18 protein-coding genes and 1 tRNA gene are annotated in these 15,080 nt (G+C 64.7%); 15 read left to right on the top strand and 4 right to left on the bottom strand.

Annotation, left to right across the window (positions count from 1 at the left end):
• Positions 1-96: 96 nt before the first annotated feature.
• Positions 97-768 carry a potassium channel family protein gene (locus tag N1032_RS01430; protein WP_259537020.1) on the bottom strand — a complete coding sequence of 224 codons (672 nt, stop codon included), beginning with the start codon at positions 766-768 and terminating at the stop codon, positions 97-99.
• A gap of 61 nt (positions 769-829) precedes the next feature.
• Between N1032_RS01430 and N1032_RS01435 the strand changes: the two genes are divergently transcribed.
• Positions 830-1,771 carry an alpha/beta fold hydrolase gene (locus N1032_RS01435; protein WP_259537022.1) on the top strand — a complete coding sequence of 314 codons (942 nt, stop codon included), beginning with the start codon at positions 830-832 and terminating at the stop codon, positions 1,769-1,771.
• Here the strand turns inward: N1032_RS01435 and N1032_RS01440 are convergent.
• The gene (locus N1032_RS01440; protein WP_259537023.1) at positions 1,720-2,493 is read right to left on the bottom strand and encodes a glycosyltransferase family 2 protein; all 774 of its coding nucleotides are present in this window, start codon (positions 2,491-2,493) and stop codon (positions 1,720-1,722) included. The two genes, N1032_RS01435 and N1032_RS01440, sit on opposite strands and share 52 nt — an antisense overlap.
• Before the next feature lie 66 nt (positions 2,494-2,559).
• On the opposite strand from N1032_RS01440, the gene N1032_RS01445 reads away from it, so the two are divergent.
• Positions 2,560-2,649: transfer RNA gene (locus N1032_RS01445), tRNA-Ser, on the top strand.
• A gap of 73 nt (positions 2,650-2,722) precedes the next feature.
• Here N1032_RS01445 and N1032_RS01450 read toward each other — a convergent pair.
• On the bottom strand, positions 2,723-3,832 hold the full coding sequence (locus N1032_RS01450) for a tyrosine-type recombinase/integrase (RefSeq protein WP_259537024.1): 1,110 nt from the start codon (positions 3,830-3,832) through the stop codon (positions 2,723-2,725).
• A gap of 46 nt (positions 3,833-3,878) precedes the next feature.
• Positions 3,879-4,445, bottom strand: coding sequence for a helix-turn-helix domain-containing protein (locus N1032_RS01455; protein WP_259537025.1), 567 nt, complete (start codon positions 4,443-4,445; stop codon positions 3,879-3,881).
• Positions 4,446-4,549: 104 nt separating this feature from the next.
• On the opposite strand from N1032_RS01455, the gene N1032_RS01460 reads away from it, so the two are divergent.
• From N1032_RS01460 to N1032_RS01520, 13 genes are all read left to right on the top strand, one after another.
• Entirely contained in the window at positions 4,550-4,756 is a 207-nt protein-coding gene (locus N1032_RS01460) for a helix-turn-helix transcriptional regulator (protein ID WP_259537026.1), read from the top strand.
• Positions 4,753-5,181: a hypothetical protein gene (locus N1032_RS01465; protein WP_259537027.1), complete on the top strand. Its 429-nt coding sequence runs from the start codon at positions 4,753-4,755 to the stop codon at positions 5,179-5,181. The genes N1032_RS01460 and N1032_RS01465 overlap by 4 nt, the downstream gene beginning before the upstream one ends.
• Before the next feature lie 290 nt (positions 5,182-5,471).
• Positions 5,472-6,122 carry a ParA family protein gene (locus N1032_RS01470; RefSeq protein WP_259537028.1) on the top strand — a complete coding sequence of 217 codons (651 nt, stop codon included), beginning with the start codon at positions 5,472-5,474 and terminating at the stop codon, positions 6,120-6,122.
• Positions 6,119-6,496: a hypothetical protein gene (locus N1032_RS01475; RefSeq protein WP_259537029.1), complete on the top strand. Its 378-nt coding sequence runs from the start codon at positions 6,119-6,121 to the stop codon at positions 6,494-6,496. The genes N1032_RS01470 and N1032_RS01475 overlap by 4 nt, the downstream gene beginning before the upstream one ends.
• A 377-nt stretch (positions 6,497-6,873) precedes the next feature.
• Positions 6,874-7,626, top strand: coding sequence for a hypothetical protein (locus tag N1032_RS01480; protein ID WP_259537030.1), 753 nt, complete (start codon positions 6,874-6,876; stop codon positions 7,624-7,626).
• Positions 7,623-9,533 (top strand): type IV secretory system conjugative DNA transfer family protein, encoded by a 1,911-nt coding sequence (locus N1032_RS01485; protein ID WP_259537032.1) that lies wholly within the window; start codon positions 7,623-7,625, stop codon positions 9,531-9,533. Before N1032_RS01480 ends, N1032_RS01485 begins: the two co-directional genes overlap by 4 nt.
• 26 nt (positions 9,534-9,559) lie before the next feature.
• Positions 9,560-9,868, top strand: coding sequence for a hypothetical protein (locus N1032_RS01490; RefSeq protein ID WP_259537033.1), 309 nt, complete (start codon positions 9,560-9,562; stop codon positions 9,866-9,868).
• A 235-nt stretch (positions 9,869-10,103) separates the two neighbouring features.
• The gene (locus N1032_RS01495) at positions 10,104-11,594 is read left to right on the top strand and encodes a ParB/RepB/Spo0J family partition protein (protein WP_259537034.1); all 1,491 of its coding nucleotides are present in this window, start codon (positions 10,104-10,106) and stop codon (positions 11,592-11,594) included.
• Positions 11,595-11,948: 354 nt separating this feature from the next.
• Positions 11,949-12,353, top strand: coding sequence for a single-stranded DNA-binding protein (locus tag N1032_RS01500; RefSeq protein ID WP_259537035.1), 405 nt, complete (start codon positions 11,949-11,951; stop codon positions 12,351-12,353).
• Positions 12,354-12,412: 59 nt separating this feature from the next.
• Positions 12,413-13,387, top strand: a complete 975-nt coding sequence (gene dprA / locus N1032_RS01505) for a DNA-processing protein DprA (protein WP_259537036.1) — start codon at positions 12,413-12,415, stop codon at positions 13,385-13,387.
• A gap of 343 nt (positions 13,388-13,730) precedes the next feature.
• The gene (locus tag N1032_RS01510) at positions 13,731-13,958 is read left to right on the top strand and encodes a hypothetical protein (RefSeq protein WP_259537038.1); all 228 of its coding nucleotides are present in this window, start codon (positions 13,731-13,733) and stop codon (positions 13,956-13,958) included.
• Positions 13,959-13,966: 8 nt separating this feature from the next.
• Positions 13,967-14,176, top strand: coding sequence for a hypothetical protein (locus tag N1032_RS01515; RefSeq protein WP_259537039.1), 210 nt, complete (start codon positions 13,967-13,969; stop codon positions 14,174-14,176).
• Positions 14,177-14,191: 15 nt separating this feature from the next.
• A complete protein-coding gene (locus tag N1032_RS01520) occupies positions 14,192-15,067 on the top strand; it encodes an ArdC-like ssDNA-binding domain-containing protein (protein WP_259537040.1) in 876 nt (291 codons plus the stop codon).
• Positions 15,068-15,080 lie beyond the last annotated feature (13 nt).

Below are 15,080 nucleotides of genomic sequence, written 5' to 3' on the forward strand. Positions count from 1 at the left end.
GAACGCGCGGCGAACATCGCCCGCGAGTCGAACCAAAAGTACAGCCTGACTCGACGAGGTTTCTGAGAACACCCCCAATTCGAGGGGGCGCCCGTTTCAGTGGTCGCCGGAGTGGTCGCCGGAGTGCGCCCGCTGGCGCCCGATCTTCTCGTTGATGAACGACACGATGGTCGCCGTGGCGACCCCGAGAATGGCCACTCCGCCGAACATCAGCACCACGGCGAGCGTCCGGCCGAGCACCGTGACGGGGGTGTAGTCGCCGTAGCCGACCGTGGTCATCGTGACGCACGCCCACCAGACGGCGTCGCCGAAACTCGTGATGGTCGCGCCCGGCGCATCGCGCTCGGCAGCGTATTCGGCCAGCGAGATGGAGTAGACGAACAGCACCACGAACAGCCCGGCGTAGATGATGACCGTCGTGCGCACCGAGTTGCCGCTGCGACGACGGAAATAGGGGATGTCGCGCAGCCTCGTCAGCAGCAGGAACGGCCGGAACACCGGCACCAGCACCGAGAGCAGGTCGAGCAGGGTCGACCGGAAGTAGGTCCACCGGTCGGCCGCGAGCACGAGACGCACCACGTAGTCGATCGCGAAGCTGAGCCAGATCAGGGCGATCACGACGGTGAGAGCGACGGATGCCTCGCGCGGCAGATCGGTGTCGAGCACCTGCACCGAGTACGCCACGATGAACACCACCGACAGGGCCACCAGCGGCACCGAGGTCGCCGTCTCCCAGTGCCCGCGCCGATCGTCGCTCTGAGCCATCATCCGCCTTCCGGTGGGCACCAGGATGACACGGATCGAAGCGGCGAAAGGGTAAGTTGGGGGCGTGTTGGACCCCGCCCTGGACTCGAAGCGTCGCGCGGTGCTGCGCGACGAGAACCTCCCCGACATCGACTGGGTGACACCGCCCGACGGGGCCGTGACCTCGACCTTCCGGGCGCCGAGCGGCGATCTGGCGGTGGTCTCGATGGGCGACCCGGCGCATCCGCGGGTCGTGCTCGTGGCCGGGGCGACCGGGTCGAAGGAGGACTTCCACTTCATCATGCCCGAGCTCGTGGCAGCCGGGTTCTATGTGCAGAGCTACGACCTGGCCGGGCAGTTCGAGTCGCACGCGGCGGGGCCGTGGAACCTCGATCCGCCGCGCCGCGACTACGACCTCGAGCTGTTCGTCGACGACATGGTCGCGTTTCTGCGCCACGGCGCCGCAGCGGCCTCGGGTGCGTGGGCGGCATCCGAGGTTCCTCCGGTGCATCTGCTCGGCTACTCGTTCGCCGGTGTGGTCGCCGAGGTCGTGGTGACGTCTCACCCGGAGCTCGTGGCGAGCCTCACGCTGCTCGGCACGCCGCCCGACCCCGGGCTCAGCTTCGCCGGCGTGCGGCGGATCGGTGCTTTCGCAGGGTTCGCGTCACCCGGTGCGGCGGCGAACCTGATGCGCTGGGGCGTGGTGGTCAACGTGCTGCGGGTGAAGCCCGGGCGGCTGAAGTTCGTGCGCGACCGCTTTCGGCTGACCCGGCGCGACTCGCATCGCGACATCATGCAGATCATGATGCACGCCCCCGACCTCGAGGCGCAGATGGCGGCGCTCGAGCTGCCGAAGGCGGTCGCGGTCGGCGAGCACGACCTGTGGCCGCTGGAGCGCCACGCGCGGTTCGCCGAGGCGATCGGCGCCTCGATCTCGGTGTACCGCACGGGGCACAGCCCCTGCGAAGACGCGCCCTACGAGTTGAGCGGCGACCTGCTGGCCTTGTTCGCCAAGGCGGCCGAGTAGGCCCGGCGCCGCGACCAGCGCTGCCACGGCCACTGACCCGGCAGGTTGACGCCGATGGTGCGGAACGCCCAGCCGAGCCGGCGCATGAAGCCCTTGTAGCTGTGGAAGGGGCGGCCGGAGATGGGCATCACGAGTGTGGGGTCGTATTCGACGGTCATGTCGGGCAGCAGGTGATAGGTGATGTCGAGGTCGTCGTGCACGCGGCGGTCGGTGCGGTGCACGTCGTTCCGGATGCGCACCCAGGCGTCTTTGCGCATCGCCATGTTGCTGCCGAAGAGGGGTGCGTGGCCGAGGAAGAGGGTCATCCAGGTCACGTAGCCGCCGAGGTAGAAGGTCTTGCCCGCCCAGGCGCCGGCGGCGTTGATGTCGTAGAAGGCGCCGGGGCCCGTGTAGGCGGTGGGGGCGTCGGGGCGCAGGAAGACCTTTTCGATGCGTTCGAGCCAGTCGGCGGTGGGCACGGAATCGGCGTCGATGCGCGCCAGCACCGTGCCCGCCGCGGCGTCGAAGCCGGCGGCGGTGGCGCGCAGGATGCCCTGAACCGGTTCGTCGATCACCCGTGCGCCCCGCGCGATGGCGGTGGCGGCGGTGTCGTCGGTGCTGCCGTTGTCGACCACGATGATCTCGTCGGCCGGGCGGGTCTGCTCGGCGAGCGCGCCGAGTGCGCGCCTCAGAAAATCGGCGTCGTTCCGGGCGGGGATGACGACGGAGATCGTGATTCCCATGCCCTCAGACTATTGCGCGGATTCGCCGATTGGCGAGACGCGCGACGCTCGCGTACACTCGTCCCCGGTACCGTGTCCGAGCGGCCGAAGGTGCAACTCTCGAAAAGTTGTGTGGGGGAGACTCCACCGTGGGTTCAAATCCCACCGGTACCGCCATTGAAAAAGCCCCGTAGTCCTCTGTAAATATGGGAATGCGGGGCTTTTCCTATGTGGGGAAATCCGGCCTTGACTACATCTTGACTACAACTGATCGTGAACGCGCGTCATTGAGAGCGATGGCGACGCTGTCGAGATCGTCATCGAAGAGGTCCGCGTACGTGTCGAGCGTCATCGCGGCCGAAGCGTGACCCAGCATCCTTTGCACGGCTTTCACGTTGGCCCCAGCGCTGATCGCAAGGCTCGCCGCCGTGTGCCGAAGGTCATGAATGGTCACTCGCGGAAAGGTGGCATCCGCGGCTTGTGACCGGGCGACCGCAGACATGTACCAGCCGCGTCGTCGATCGGGCTGGTGAAGGTAGTTATCCCCGTCGCCGAACACCAGCTGCGCGGAGGTCTTTTCCCCCACTGCTGAGCTGAGAAGCGGAGTTAGGAACGGCGGGAAGGGGACGCTGCGCGTTTCGCCGCTCTTCGTAGTCCCTACGTGGATCGTGCCTGAGACTTCGACAGCGTTCTCGTGCACGTCGAGTCGCCGGCGCACAAGATCGATGTCACGAACCCGCAGTGCGGTCGCCTCGCCCCAGCGCAGACCAGTGTATGCGAGGAGTAGCACGAGAGGTCGATGTGCCTTTGCGTTGTCTGCAAGCGCGTCTACCTGTGCGTGGCTTAGATACTTGTGCTTCCCTTTCAACTTTCGCGGAAGGTTGACGCCTCGCGCAGGATTCGACAGAATGCGACGATCCTTGACGGCGATATCAAGGATGCCGGCAAGTACGCCGAACGCTCGAAGAACGGTAGTGGCTGAACGCTCCTTGCCGTCCCCTTTGGTGAGTTTCGTGACCCAGCTCTGCACTTCAGAGTGTCGGATTTCACCAACCCGGCGCTCTCCCCAGAACGGTTCAACATAGAGTCGCCAAGCGATTTCCACCGGGCGCAGTGATGAAGGCTTGAGGTGGTGCTGATTGGCGAGCCATTCGGCGCCGAGTGTGCCGATCGTGGACCTCGAAGCGCTAGCTTCGATGAATTCACCTCGAGCTTTGGAGACTTCCACGGTAGCGAGAAAGAGTTCAGCATCGCGCTTTGTGCGAAAGCCGCGCTTCCCGGTGAGCTTTCGCTCGGGTGTTCGGTATTGGATTCGGTACCGTTTGCCTGAAGCGGTTTCGTAGGCGTGGATGCTGCCCACGATTCACCTCCGTCTCTACGTTGCGTTCTTCGGGCGCGCCCATTGATTATGCGAGAGCCCAGCCGGCTGACCGGAGGAGCGCCTCGATTCGGGCTGCCTCTCGCTTCGCTTCCGCCAGGCGATCCTGTGTGGAACGCGCGAACCGCTGATCCTCCCCATCGCTCTGCAGCTCGAGCATTGCCTCGAATCTGGTGATTTCAGAGCGAAGGGAGTCCAACGTGCGAACTGCCTGCACCTCAGCTGCCGCGTCGCGCTCCTCAATGGAACTCGCGCGATAAGCGCCTGCTTCGATTCCGCCGAGCCAGGCGTCGAACTCGATCGCGGTCATGCCTTCGAACGAGGCGCTTAAGTTCGGAAGATCCACTGACGCGTCCGGCGTTCGTATCGGCGCGAGTAGATAGATCGGCGGCACTCGAAGTGCCATCGCGATGTTGAAGAGCTGACTGACGTCGATGGTCGTCTTGCGGCCGGTTTCGATGTTGTCGATTGTTGCCGCAGTGACCTTGCCTCCTGGGATGGCGTCGGCGAGATCCTTCTGCGACTTGAATCCCCGCTCTTTACGAAGCTCGCGCACCCTTGCACCTAGCGATGACTTCGGAGAATCGTTCGTCATTTTGACAGATTAGCTCAATGAGAGCTTGCCAAATCGACGAAGAATAGTTATCGTCAAAACAACGAGAAAAGGCCCAGAAGGGCGTTGATATGACAGGAGTGATCATGGAAGAGGAGTTCATTCAGCCTGCGGTCGTCAGTGAGATGACCGGGATGTCGACGGGTGCGCTTGCGCAGCTTCGCTACACCGGTGGTGGTCCGCGGTTCTACAAGCCGACTCCGAAGACGGTTCTCTACAAGCGGTCTGAGGTCGTCGCGTGGGTCGAGGCGAGCGCGCGGGATCGGACCTCGTCGACGCCGAGTTACGCATGAGACTGGTGATGGGATTGTTTGCCGCGAAGAACGCCGTGCTGGTGGCGGCTCAGCTGGAGCTTGGTAACTCTGCGACGAGGCTTTTCCTGCACATGGCGCTCGAGTGCTGGGATGAGGACCGTGACAGCCAGCCGGCCCGTCGCTACTTCGCAGGCCGAGAGTCCTCGGCGATCGCGCTCGGGTTTCTGGCGCCTGATAACGGTGGCGAAGCTGCCCAGCGGGCGGTCAAGAGGGCGATCAAGGAGCTGGTCGAGCGTGGCGCCATCAAGCGGCTTCGCGTCGGCGGGCGTGGCGAAACCTCGGAGTACGAGCTGATGCTCAACAGTGCCCGACCGCCGGTGACGCGTCGCTCGCAGGAGCCGATCCCGTTTCCGCTGGGTTCCCAGGGGACAACTAATTGGTCCCCTAAGAGGGCAACTTTTTAGCCCCCTAAGGGGACCAAAAAGTTGCGAATCAGGGGGCGAGTTTTTCGTCCCCTTAACAAGAAGAGAGCAGGAATGACCAAAACACGAGCAGTACGCGCGAGTACCGCGACCTCGGCTCTCCGGCAATTCCAGTCTTCCGCGCTTCCGAACTCACGAACAACGGAAATGCGGAAGTGGAAAGTCCTGACGAACCCCAAATCTCCGGCTCTCTGGAACTTCCAGACTCCGGCAGTGCCGAAGCCCGGACCACGCGAACTCAGGAACATCCGAACTTCGGAAGGAACGAAATCATGAAGATCGTCGCGGTGACCAACCAGAAAGGCGGCGCAGGCAAAACGACCACGGCGATGAACCTTGCCGCGATTGCTGCACAGAACTCTCGAGTCCTCGTCGTGGACGTCGACCCGCAGCAGTCAACGACCTGGTGGGCAGATACAGCCGGAGACGACCTGCCTTTCGAGTTCGCCGACAACACCGACCCCGACACGCTGGCACGACTCCGGGCACTGCCCTTCGACGTGATCTTCGTCGATACGCCCGGCAACCTGACCGACTCGAAGATCCTCACCGCCGTGCTGACGGTGGCGGATTTCGCGATCGTCCCCACGGAACCGGAAGCCCTGTGCATCCCGCCGATGGTCCGCACGATTCGCTCCTTCATCGACCCCTCAGGAACCCCCTACCGGGTGCTCCTGTCCAAGGTCGACATGCGCGCCCCAGGTCAGCTCGACGATGCCGAATCGTTGGTCGACGGCCTCGAGCTGCCGCGGTTCAAGCGGGCGATCCGCAAGTACAAGATCCACGCCGATGCCCCCATCGACGGCAAGGTCGTGACGCAGTATCGCGAGTCCCGACAGAGCGCCAAAGCCATCGACGACTACCGGGCCGTCGCGCTCGAACTCATGACGATCTGGGCCCACAACGCAGACACGGGTGCGTGATGGCGCGCACGAATCTCGGAGCCCTCCTCGGCAACGTCGAGGATGCCCCGCCCCAGAAAACGCGCGCGGCCCCGCCGGCTCAACCAGCAGTCGAGGCCGAGCCAATCCGGACGGCTGGACAAGCCGGCTATCTGCGATTCGTGCGCAAGGAAACGCGGCTTCGCGACGACCAACAGAACGCACTCACGCAACACGCGCGCCGACTCAACCGAGCCAAGAAGCCAGGCTCCTCCCGCATCACAGACAACACCCTCATCCGCGTCGCTGTCGACCTCCTCCTTGCGAGAATCGACAGCGCCGCAGGGAGCGACGAAGACGAACTTCTGAGTAGTCTCGAGGCCCACGCTGCCGACGCTTCCGGGTCGGTTTCGTGACACGCGCAAAGCACTCCCACCCCCATTCAGGGGTCATCTCTAGCATCGACGACATGTGTTGCACAGGCAGGGTATGCGCCTCCGAGGGTGTGTCTGGGGTACTTCCGTTACCTATTCCTCGAGCGGGAATAGGTAACGGAAGGGTTTGTCCCTCTTCTTGCCTGTGCCACTGCTACCCCCAAGCAGGGCTCGCTTCCCAACCTCCCCCAAACTTCGTTGCAATTTGACGGAGGTTGGGAAGTAAAGGGGTAGCAGTGGCACAGGCAAGAAGAGGGAAGAGAAATGAAAAGTAGAAAGAGAGAAATAGGTGGTGGGGGAGAAGTAGAAAGTGCGGCGATTTGGAGTCGCTCGGTGGGGGTCGTGGAGGGCGAAGTCGGATGCAGATGACGAAGCGTGATGTGGACATGCTGGAGTGGTTGGGCGTGGTCAGGGTCGCCGATGTGGATGCAGTGCGGTGGGCGCTTGGCGGGCTTTCCGGTAGCTCTGTTCCGGTGACATCGAGGCGGGCGAACATGTGGATCGCACGCCTGGTCGAGGTCGGTCTGCTCGGTCGCGCCCGACCGAATTTTCGTGACGGTTCGGTCGTCTGGGCAACGCACCAGGCGATCGGAAGATCAAACCCGAATCTGTATCGCCAGACCGCCCGGCACGAGGTCGCGGTCGCCGCAGTATCCGCTCGATATCTTGCCCACGGCTACACCTGGGCGCGCGACCGGGTTGCTCCGTCGAGGGGGGAACATCAAGCCGACGGAGTCGCCATCCGGGGAGATGAGATCGAGCTCGTCGAGGTCGAACTGACACCGAAGACGCTGCACCGATACCCGCAGATCTTCCGGAACCATGCTGCGCGGATGGATCGGGAAGGCGTGACAAGGGTGGTCTACTTCGGGACCTCCGAAGTCAGCCGCGTCGTCTCCCGCGAGGCCGACCGGCATCTGTTCCACGCGCTCCGCCCGAAGCTGCTCACAATGCCGGTCATCGACGTGCGCGGCACCTGGGACGGACCCGACTTCGGACTCTGGAACTCCGACACGGCGGCGGATTCGGACGCCGTCGCCGGCGGCGTCGTCTCGGCCGAGCTCCCCGGCCTCGACAACCTGGAACGATCGATGGAAAGCAGCAGAGCGTGAGCTACCAGGACGAACAGCCCCCGGCCGAGCCCGACCCGCTCGGCGAGACTCTCTCAGCGATCCTCAAGATCGTCTTCGTCATCGCGGTCGCCCTCGTGGCACTTCCGCTCGTGGTGCCGACAGTGTTCGCCCGCGGAGCCCAGATGCTTGCCACGAAGCAGCGGTTCTGGATCGTCACGCGCTGGCAGTGGATCGTCAACACGATCGGGGCGGCGCTGGTCGGCGCTCTGCTTGCTGTCGAGACCGTCTGGTTGACGCACTGGATCAGCAGCGGTGACGCCGCCGTGTTCTTCGACAGCGACGACTGGGGCGCCAAGCTCCTGCCGATGTTCGGACCTTGGCTGGCATTGAACCTCCTCTCGGGGGTGCTGCTCCTGCCTCTCACCTGGTCGATTCGTCGGCGACAGATCGCCCGCGAGGTGCGGACGCGCCGCGTCTCCGACGTCGTTCGCCAAGAACGGATCGAGACCGCACGGAAGCGCGCCGCGGACGCGGCCGCCGCCCGGCGCATGGGCGTGCAACTCGACAGTACGACGGGCCGGATCACCGGCGCCACGAAGAATGCCGTCACCGTCCCCCTCCAGGTGGGCGGACGGCAGGCGTTCGGGATGATCACTCACGGCACCGTGAAGTCCCTTGCCGAGAGCTTCCACGACGCACGCCGAGTGCCCGACTGGGTCGACCCCACGGGCCGATACGCGGTTCTGCCGGAAAGCGCGTCCGCCGTCCGGGCACTCCTCGTCGCCGAGTCCGGTGTCGGGAAGACCGTCTTCATCAACGGCGCAGTCCTCTGCGCTCTGGAGGCGGGCTGGCCGGTGTTCATGCTCGACGCCAAGGGTGACCCCGATGACGCCGAGAAGCTCGTGGCCCTCGCGGAGAGCTACGGTCACACCGCTGTGGCCGGCGGGCAATGGAATCTGTTCGATGGCACCGCCGAACAGGTCACCGCCAAGCTCATGCGGCTGATGCCACCCCCGGACGGCGCAAACCAGCACTACCTCGACGAGATCCGCGGCGTCCTTCAAGCGGTCCAGGACAGATCGCCGATCACCGGCGTCGACGATCTTCGAGAGCGGCTGACCAACCCCAACCCCTACGTGCGTGACAACTACGACTTCGGCCTGGTCACCAAACCCGTCGACCGAACCGGCGAAACCGCCGGCACCCGAGCTCTGCAATCGCTGATGGTCGCGCTCCGCCCCCTCGAGCGGTGGATCAGCGCCGAGGGGTGGTCGTACTCCTCGCCGAAGGCCGCGCTCAGCGTGGTGCCGCTCTCGCCGGTCGATGAGGCGCAGGCGCGTCTTGGCGATCTCCTCATGCTCGACCTGCGGAACTTCATCGCCCGACGCCTCGAAAGCCGCGACAAAACCCCTGCGCTCGTCATCGTCGACGAATTCCCCCAGCTCGTCACCGGAGCACAAGACCCCGGTGACACCGCATCCAGCCTCTTCGAAACGGCACGAAGCGCCGGCATGGGACTCATCCTCGCCGTGCAAAGCCCCGCGGGTGTCTCGAACGATGACACCCGCCGGCGCCGCGCGCTCACCAGCGGCGCGGCGCTCATCTTCGGGCGTTCCAAGGATCCCGAAGACATCGTCAAGTACGCCGGCACCGTCATGCGAATGGAAGCATCGGGCCGCGCAACCGGAGAAGAACTCGGCACCGCGCGAGCGCAGCACTCCTTCGTGATCCCGCCCCAAGACGTCCGCGAAGCATCCGCCGGCTCCTACTGGATCGTCCAAGGAGGAGCAATCGCCCCATTCCGATCACTCCCTACCCAGAATGTCGTTCGACCTGCGACCGGGCTTGTGACCGAGGCGACCAGCAACACCGTCGCCGACAAGGACGTGGACTCCTCGGACAGCGAATTTGACTCCCCGGTTGCCGAGGAGAGCCCTACGCGGTAATCGAACATATGTTCTAATCTGGCGGGATGGGAAGCAATTGTCGACACGGCTCCGATCTGACCGATAAGGCGATCAACGCCGTGCTCGTGAAGCCTCAGCCGATCTCCCTTACTGAGGACGAGAAGAAGTCCACGGGTCAGGCGGTTGAGCAGCCTCCGGCGGATCAGACCCCGCAGGTTCTCGCGTGGGTCAGGTATCCGGCGTGGACGGTGCAGGTGTCAGGCAAGGTCCTCGCCTACAACGATCGGATGGTTCTCGTCGAGTGGGATACCCAAGGCGGCGGAACGCACCGGGCATGGGTGTGGCGCTCCGCGGTCACCATCCCGAAGCGATAACGGACACATCCGAGTCGCCTGTGGCGACCTTGTAGGAGCCGCTGCGCGGCACCGCCTCGTGGATTGTTCGTCTGCCTGGCCACTCCACGATAGTTCGCTCCCTGCCCTCCGTGCCCACCGATTCGGACGCGCCCTATGGGGCTTATTTCGCCCGAATCGGCACGCACTCCGGGCCGTCCACTCTCCATCGCTGCGCTTGCCAGACAGGCGAACAAACAGTTGAACGGAGAGAGACATGACCGACACCATCACCGCGACCGGCACGCTGGAGCACATCGACCCCCAGGCGCTGATCCTGGAAGCGAACGTGCGCCCAAGCGCCCCCGTGGACAAGGAGTTCGTGGCGACCATCAAGCAGTTCGGCGTGCTCATGCCGGTGCTCGCCCGCCGCGACCCGCAAGGCAACGTGCTCGTGAGGGCCGGTCAGCGGCGCACCCTCGGCGCTCGCGAAGCCGGTATCGCGACAATCCCCGTGTACATCACGAACGCGGACGACAAGACCGCTGAGCGGATCATCGAGCAGATCGTGGAGAACGACCAGCGCAAGGAACTGACCGACGGCGACCGCGCAGCCGCCTACCAGCAGCTGGCATTCGAAGGCCTTTCAGTGGCGACGATCGCCATGCGGGTCGGAGTGAAACGGGACATCGTCCAGGCGGGCATCAACGTGGCCGAAAACGCGACCGCCGCCTCGGCCATCAGCACGCACGATCTGACGTTGGATCAGGCAGCGGTCCTGATCGAGTTCGAAGGCGACAACACCATCGTCAATTCGTTGATCGAGGTTGCGACCAGCGACCCGGCTAAGTTCGAGCACGCCGCCCAGCGCGCCCGCGACGAGCGAACACGAGCCCTGGCGGTCGCCGCCGCGACCGATAAGGCCGAGGGGCGCGGATTCCGCGTTCTGAAGCGGCGGCCCGTCACCTGGCAGGCCGACGAGCACACCAGCATCGATGAGCTCGCGACCGCAGACGGTGAGCGCGCCACCGCCTCGGACATCGAAGCCGTCGAGGGTCGCGCCGTGTACGTCGACACCGACTGGGACGTCACGGTTCGGGTGTCGTACTACGTGCCCACCGACGGGTTCAAGGCGGCAGGCTTCAAGAAGCTGGCCTCAAACGGCACCGTGCGGCAGCCGATGAGCGAAGACGAGAAGGCCGAACGCAAGACGTTGATCGCCAACAACAAGGCGTGGAAGTCAGCCGAAACCGTCCGACGGGCCTGGCTCGCCGGACTGGTGAACCGCAAGACGCTCCCGAAGGACGCGACCCGATTCATCGCCCGAGGAATGACCGAGTTCGCGGCCGATCTCGCCCGAGGCCTGCAGAACGGCAACAAGCTCGCGCACGAGTTCTTCGACCTCGACCGGGGCGACTCCTACTTCGCACCGGACAAGCTCGCCGGAATCGTGGAGGCGACCCCCACGAAGGCGAACCATGTGTCGCTGGCGGTTGTTCTCAGCGCGATCGAGGGCGGAACCAGCGTGCAGACCTGGCGTTCGCCCGACCGGGACTCGGCCGCGTACTTCACCCAGATCGGCGCGTGGGGCTACCCACTGTCCGAGGTGGAGCAGATCGTGATCGACAAGCACGCCGAACTGCAACACGCCAGGGCCGCTCAGCGCGTAGCAGATGAGGCTCCGAGTGGGGCCAATGACGAGGTGGAAGACGCGGGCTTCGACGGCGACGACCTGCCCGCGGAGGACTTCGACTCGCTCGACGAGTAGCCGCAACACTGGCCCGGATCGGCAGCATCCTCTCCCTGCCGGTCCGGGCCGGCTCGCGGCGTCGGCACGGAGGCCGACTTGAGGTCAAGGGCTTCGATTGCGGAACGCCGGCGGCGCCGGCGTCAGTCTTGACCGAATCGGAGCCGCTTCGCGGCGCTGATCTCACAGCGTGATTTTTGTGCTTTCCGGCTGCCGATCGTAGCTCGCTCCACGACTTGCGTGCCCGGAATCTCGAACGCGCCCTGCGGGCTTACTTCGTCCGAGATTCCGGGCACTCCAGCCGCTTCCGCTCGCAATCGAATCTCTCGCCGGAAGGCACAAAAAATGATCAGCCAACGAGAGGAACCACAGATCATGTCCGACACCATCACCATCACCGGGATCGTCGCCACCGACCCCCGCCACATCGTCACCCAGGCGGGCCTGGATATCGCGAGCTTCCGGCTCGCATCCGCCCAGCGCCGCTACGACTCGGAGTCTCAGAAATGGGTCGAGGGCGAGACCAACTGGTACACCGTTACCGGATTCCGTCAGCTCGCCGTGGGCGTGACCGAGAGCATCCGCCGAGGCGAGCGAGTCATCGTCACCGGCAAACTCCGGGTTCGTGCCTGGGAGACCGAAGACAAGAGCGGAACCAACGTCGAGATCGACGCCGACGCGATCGGCCACGACCTCACCTGGGGCACCACCGTCTACACCAAGACCCCCCGGGCCGAGGACACCGCAGAGCAGCCCACCGACGAGCCCAACCCGTTCTGACCACTCACCGGAGGAGGCGCACTTGCGCCCCCTCCGACCATCTTGAAAGGACATCCAGCATGACTGGCGAACAGCACGCAGTTCAGAGCACACGAACCGATCTCACGCCCACCACCGGCGGCATCCACAACCCGATCGAGGCGATCCGCCGCGCCGCATGCGCACCACGTCGACACAGCGATGACACGATCGCCCGCGCCGCATGGTCGGTCATCATCCACCCCGGCGACACCGAGGCCGGAGCCTTCATAGCCGAGCACGGAGCGACTCGCGCCCTCGAACTGGTCGTGAAAACCACCACACCCTCTGCACCCGACCAGCTCGCTCGCCTGGCCGGGACCCAATACAACGCCGCGCGTGTTGCCCGCCGCCTTGACCTGACCGAGACCCTCGGGTTCGCGATCATCACTCCGGAAGACGACGAGTGGCCCGATCGCCTAACCGCGCTCGGTGAGGGGCTGCCGCTCCTGCTCTGGTGCGACGGCGACCCCTCCGCATTGAACCGCGAGCACGCCACAGCAATCGCGGGATCTCGCGCTGCCACGCCCTACGGGGAGCATGCCGCGATGACGCTGACTTCCGATCTGGTGAGAGAAGGGCACGCGATCATCACCGGGGCCGCATATGGCATCGATGGAGCGGCAACCCGCTCCACGCTGGCCGAAGAGGGGACGGCTGTCGCCGTGCTTGCCGGGGGTGTTGACCGCCCATACCCGGCTGGCCACCACGACCTCATCGCCCGCGTCGCCGCCAACGGGGGAGCGGTGATCAGTGAGCTGCCTCCAACGACCACACCGACGCGGTGGCGATTCCTGCAGCGGAACCGCATCATCGCCGCTCTCGGTCAGCGGCTCATCATCGTGGAGGCCGGAACCCGATCAGGAGCGCTCAACACAGCCGCACACGCCACCCAGGCGGGAACTCCCGTGTACGCCGTGCCCGGGCCGATCACGTCTTCGGCCTCCGCCGGTTGCCATGTGCTCATTCGAGAGAACAAGGCGCGCCTTCTCACCAATGCAGCAGAGCTGCTCTGATGACCGGCGGCCGGCCTGCAAGGGCCGGCCGTGAGGGGCTTGCCCCTCACGCTCCCCGGTGAGACCCCGCCGTTGGCGTGGCAAACGGAACGCTGCGCGTGCATCCCTTAGGGAATTCATTCCGATCCGGCCGCCGACCATAGCGCCCTCCGGCGGCTGCGTTCCCTGCGGTCGCTTTTTGCAGACTCCGCCATACGGCTCCGCTTAGCAACCACTCCCTTCGCTCTCTCCGCCGCCTGCGGGCGCTCTCGATCTCTGTGCCGGAACGGAAAGAAAAACGATCTGGCACCAACAGATATCGACACCGTCAGGCCCCGTTGGCCGACTAACGAAGGAGAGTGCCATGAACGATCTTGAAGAGATCCTCCGCGCTGAGATGGTCAAGTACCTCGTGCAGACAGCCATCTTCTGCCCCGGAACCGGCGAGCTGCTCGACACGCGCGCTTGCGTCGTGTTGAACGACGCGGATGGCGATCCCGTTGCCGTGCTTTCTCCCGTCGGATGGGCGAACGTCACACCCGCAAATCGGGAACTCCTCGCCGAGCGCGGCGTCACAGCCTCGGACCGGTAGGGGCAGTGGTGCTCACGCTCACCACCCCGGACGGAACCATCTTGACCGGAGCGAACGAGGTGCATCTCGCGTCCGTCTGGCTCGATCACCAGTACGGAGAGGGCTGGGAGAAGGGTCTAGGCCCATTCGGCGAGCACGACCTCATGAACTCCACCATCGAAGAGCTCGCACTGATGCAGGACGGACTCTTTCCCGGCTACACGATCACCACGCACTGAAAGACGAACAGACCAATGACCACACGAACGAAGACCAGCCCCGAGGAACGCCGCGCTCAGGCCGAGGCCCTCCACGAGAACATCGCCGCCCAGGTCGAGGCGCTCCGCGGTACCGCCCAGTGGGAGAGGTTCCTGCAGTTCGCGGGAGCCTTCCATGCCTACAGCCTCAACAACGTGCTCCTCATCCTCAGACAGCGGCCCGACGCCACCCGAGTCGCCGGATTCCGGAAATGGCAGCAACTCGGCCGCCAAGTCCGCAAGGGCGAGCACGCCATCCGGATCTTCGGCTACTCGACGAAAAAGACCACGGAGGAAGATGACAACGGCGACGACGTCGAGAAGATCACCCGCCGGTTCCCGATCCTCTCCGTGTTCGACATCAGCCAAACCGACCTCATCGACGGCGAAGCTGACCCCACCACGATCACACAACAGCTCACCGGGCTGGACGATCACGGCGTCATCGAAACTCTCACCGAGTACCTTGCGGCCGAGGGCTGGGACGTGCAGCGCAAACCGCTCGCCGGACAGGTCAATGGCTACGCTCAGCCCGACACTCGAACGGTGGCGGTGAGGGAGGGCCTGGCGCCAGAACACGCAGCAAAGACCCTCATTCACGAGACGGCGCACATCGAGCTCAGGCATGTGGATGACCTCGAGGACTATGCCGCGCATCGCGGCCTGAACGAGACCGAAGCCGAGAGCGTCGCCTACGTCATCGCCGGGCTCCTCGGTTTCGACACCAGCGCCTACAGCATCGGCTACATTGCCGGATGGGCCGAGGGCGATACTGACATCATCCGCTCCACCGCATCCCGAGTCCTCAAGGCCGTCGACCAACTCGCCGACATCCTGGCTCCCGCTGAACTCGACGAGCCAGCAGAAGTGTGACGGAATGTGTGGG

Origin of the sequence: Herbiconiux daphne (assembly GCF_024979295.1) — a bacterium.
Classification (GTDB): domain Bacteria; phylum Actinomycetota; class Actinomycetes; order Actinomycetales; family Microbacteriaceae; genus Herbiconiux; species Herbiconiux daphnes.

Bases quoted from the DNA above. Each gene is read 5' to 3' on its own strand.
- N1032_RS01430 (WP_259537020.1), bottom strand. From the start codon at position 768: ATGATGGCTCAGAGCGACGATCGGCGCGGGCACTGGGAGACGGCGACC.
- N1032_RS01440 (WP_259537023.1), bottom strand. From the start codon at position 2,493: ATGGGAATCACGATCTCCGTCGTCATCCCCGCCCGGAACGACGCCGAT.
- N1032_RS01455 (WP_259537025.1), bottom strand. From the start codon at position 4,445: ATGACGAACGATTCTCCGAAGTCATCGCTAGGTGCAAGGGTGCGCGAG.
- N1032_RS01460 (WP_259537026.1), top strand. From the start codon at position 4,550: ATGGAAGAGGAGTTCATTCAGCCTGCGGTCGTCAGTGAGATGACCGGG.
- N1032_RS01465 (WP_259537027.1), top strand. From the start codon at position 4,753: ATGAGACTGGTGATGGGATTGTTTGCCGCGAAGAACGCCGTGCTGGTG.
- N1032_RS01470 (WP_259537028.1), top strand. From the start codon at position 5,472: ATGAAGATCGTCGCGGTGACCAACCAGAAAGGCGGCGCAGGCAAAACG.
- N1032_RS01480 (WP_259537030.1), top strand. From the start codon at position 6,874: ATGCAGATGACGAAGCGTGATGTGGACATGCTGGAGTGGTTGGGCGTG.
- N1032_RS01490 (WP_259537033.1), top strand. From the start codon at position 9,560: ATGGGAAGCAATTGTCGACACGGCTCCGATCTGACCGATAAGGCGATC.
- N1032_RS01495 (WP_259537034.1), top strand. From the start codon at position 10,104: ATGACCGACACCATCACCGCGACCGGCACGCTGGAGCACATCGACCCC.
- N1032_RS01500 (WP_259537035.1), top strand. From the start codon at position 11,949: ATGTCCGACACCATCACCATCACCGGGATCGTCGCCACCGACCCCCGC.
- dprA (WP_259537036.1), top strand. From the start codon at position 12,413: ATGACTGGCGAACAGCACGCAGTTCAGAGCACACGAACCGATCTCACG.
- N1032_RS01510 (WP_259537038.1), top strand. From the start codon at position 13,731: ATGAACGATCTTGAAGAGATCCTCCGCGCTGAGATGGTCAAGTACCTC.
- N1032_RS01520 (WP_259537040.1), top strand. From the start codon at position 14,192: ATGACCACACGAACGAAGACCAGCCCCGAGGAACGCCGCGCTCAGGCC.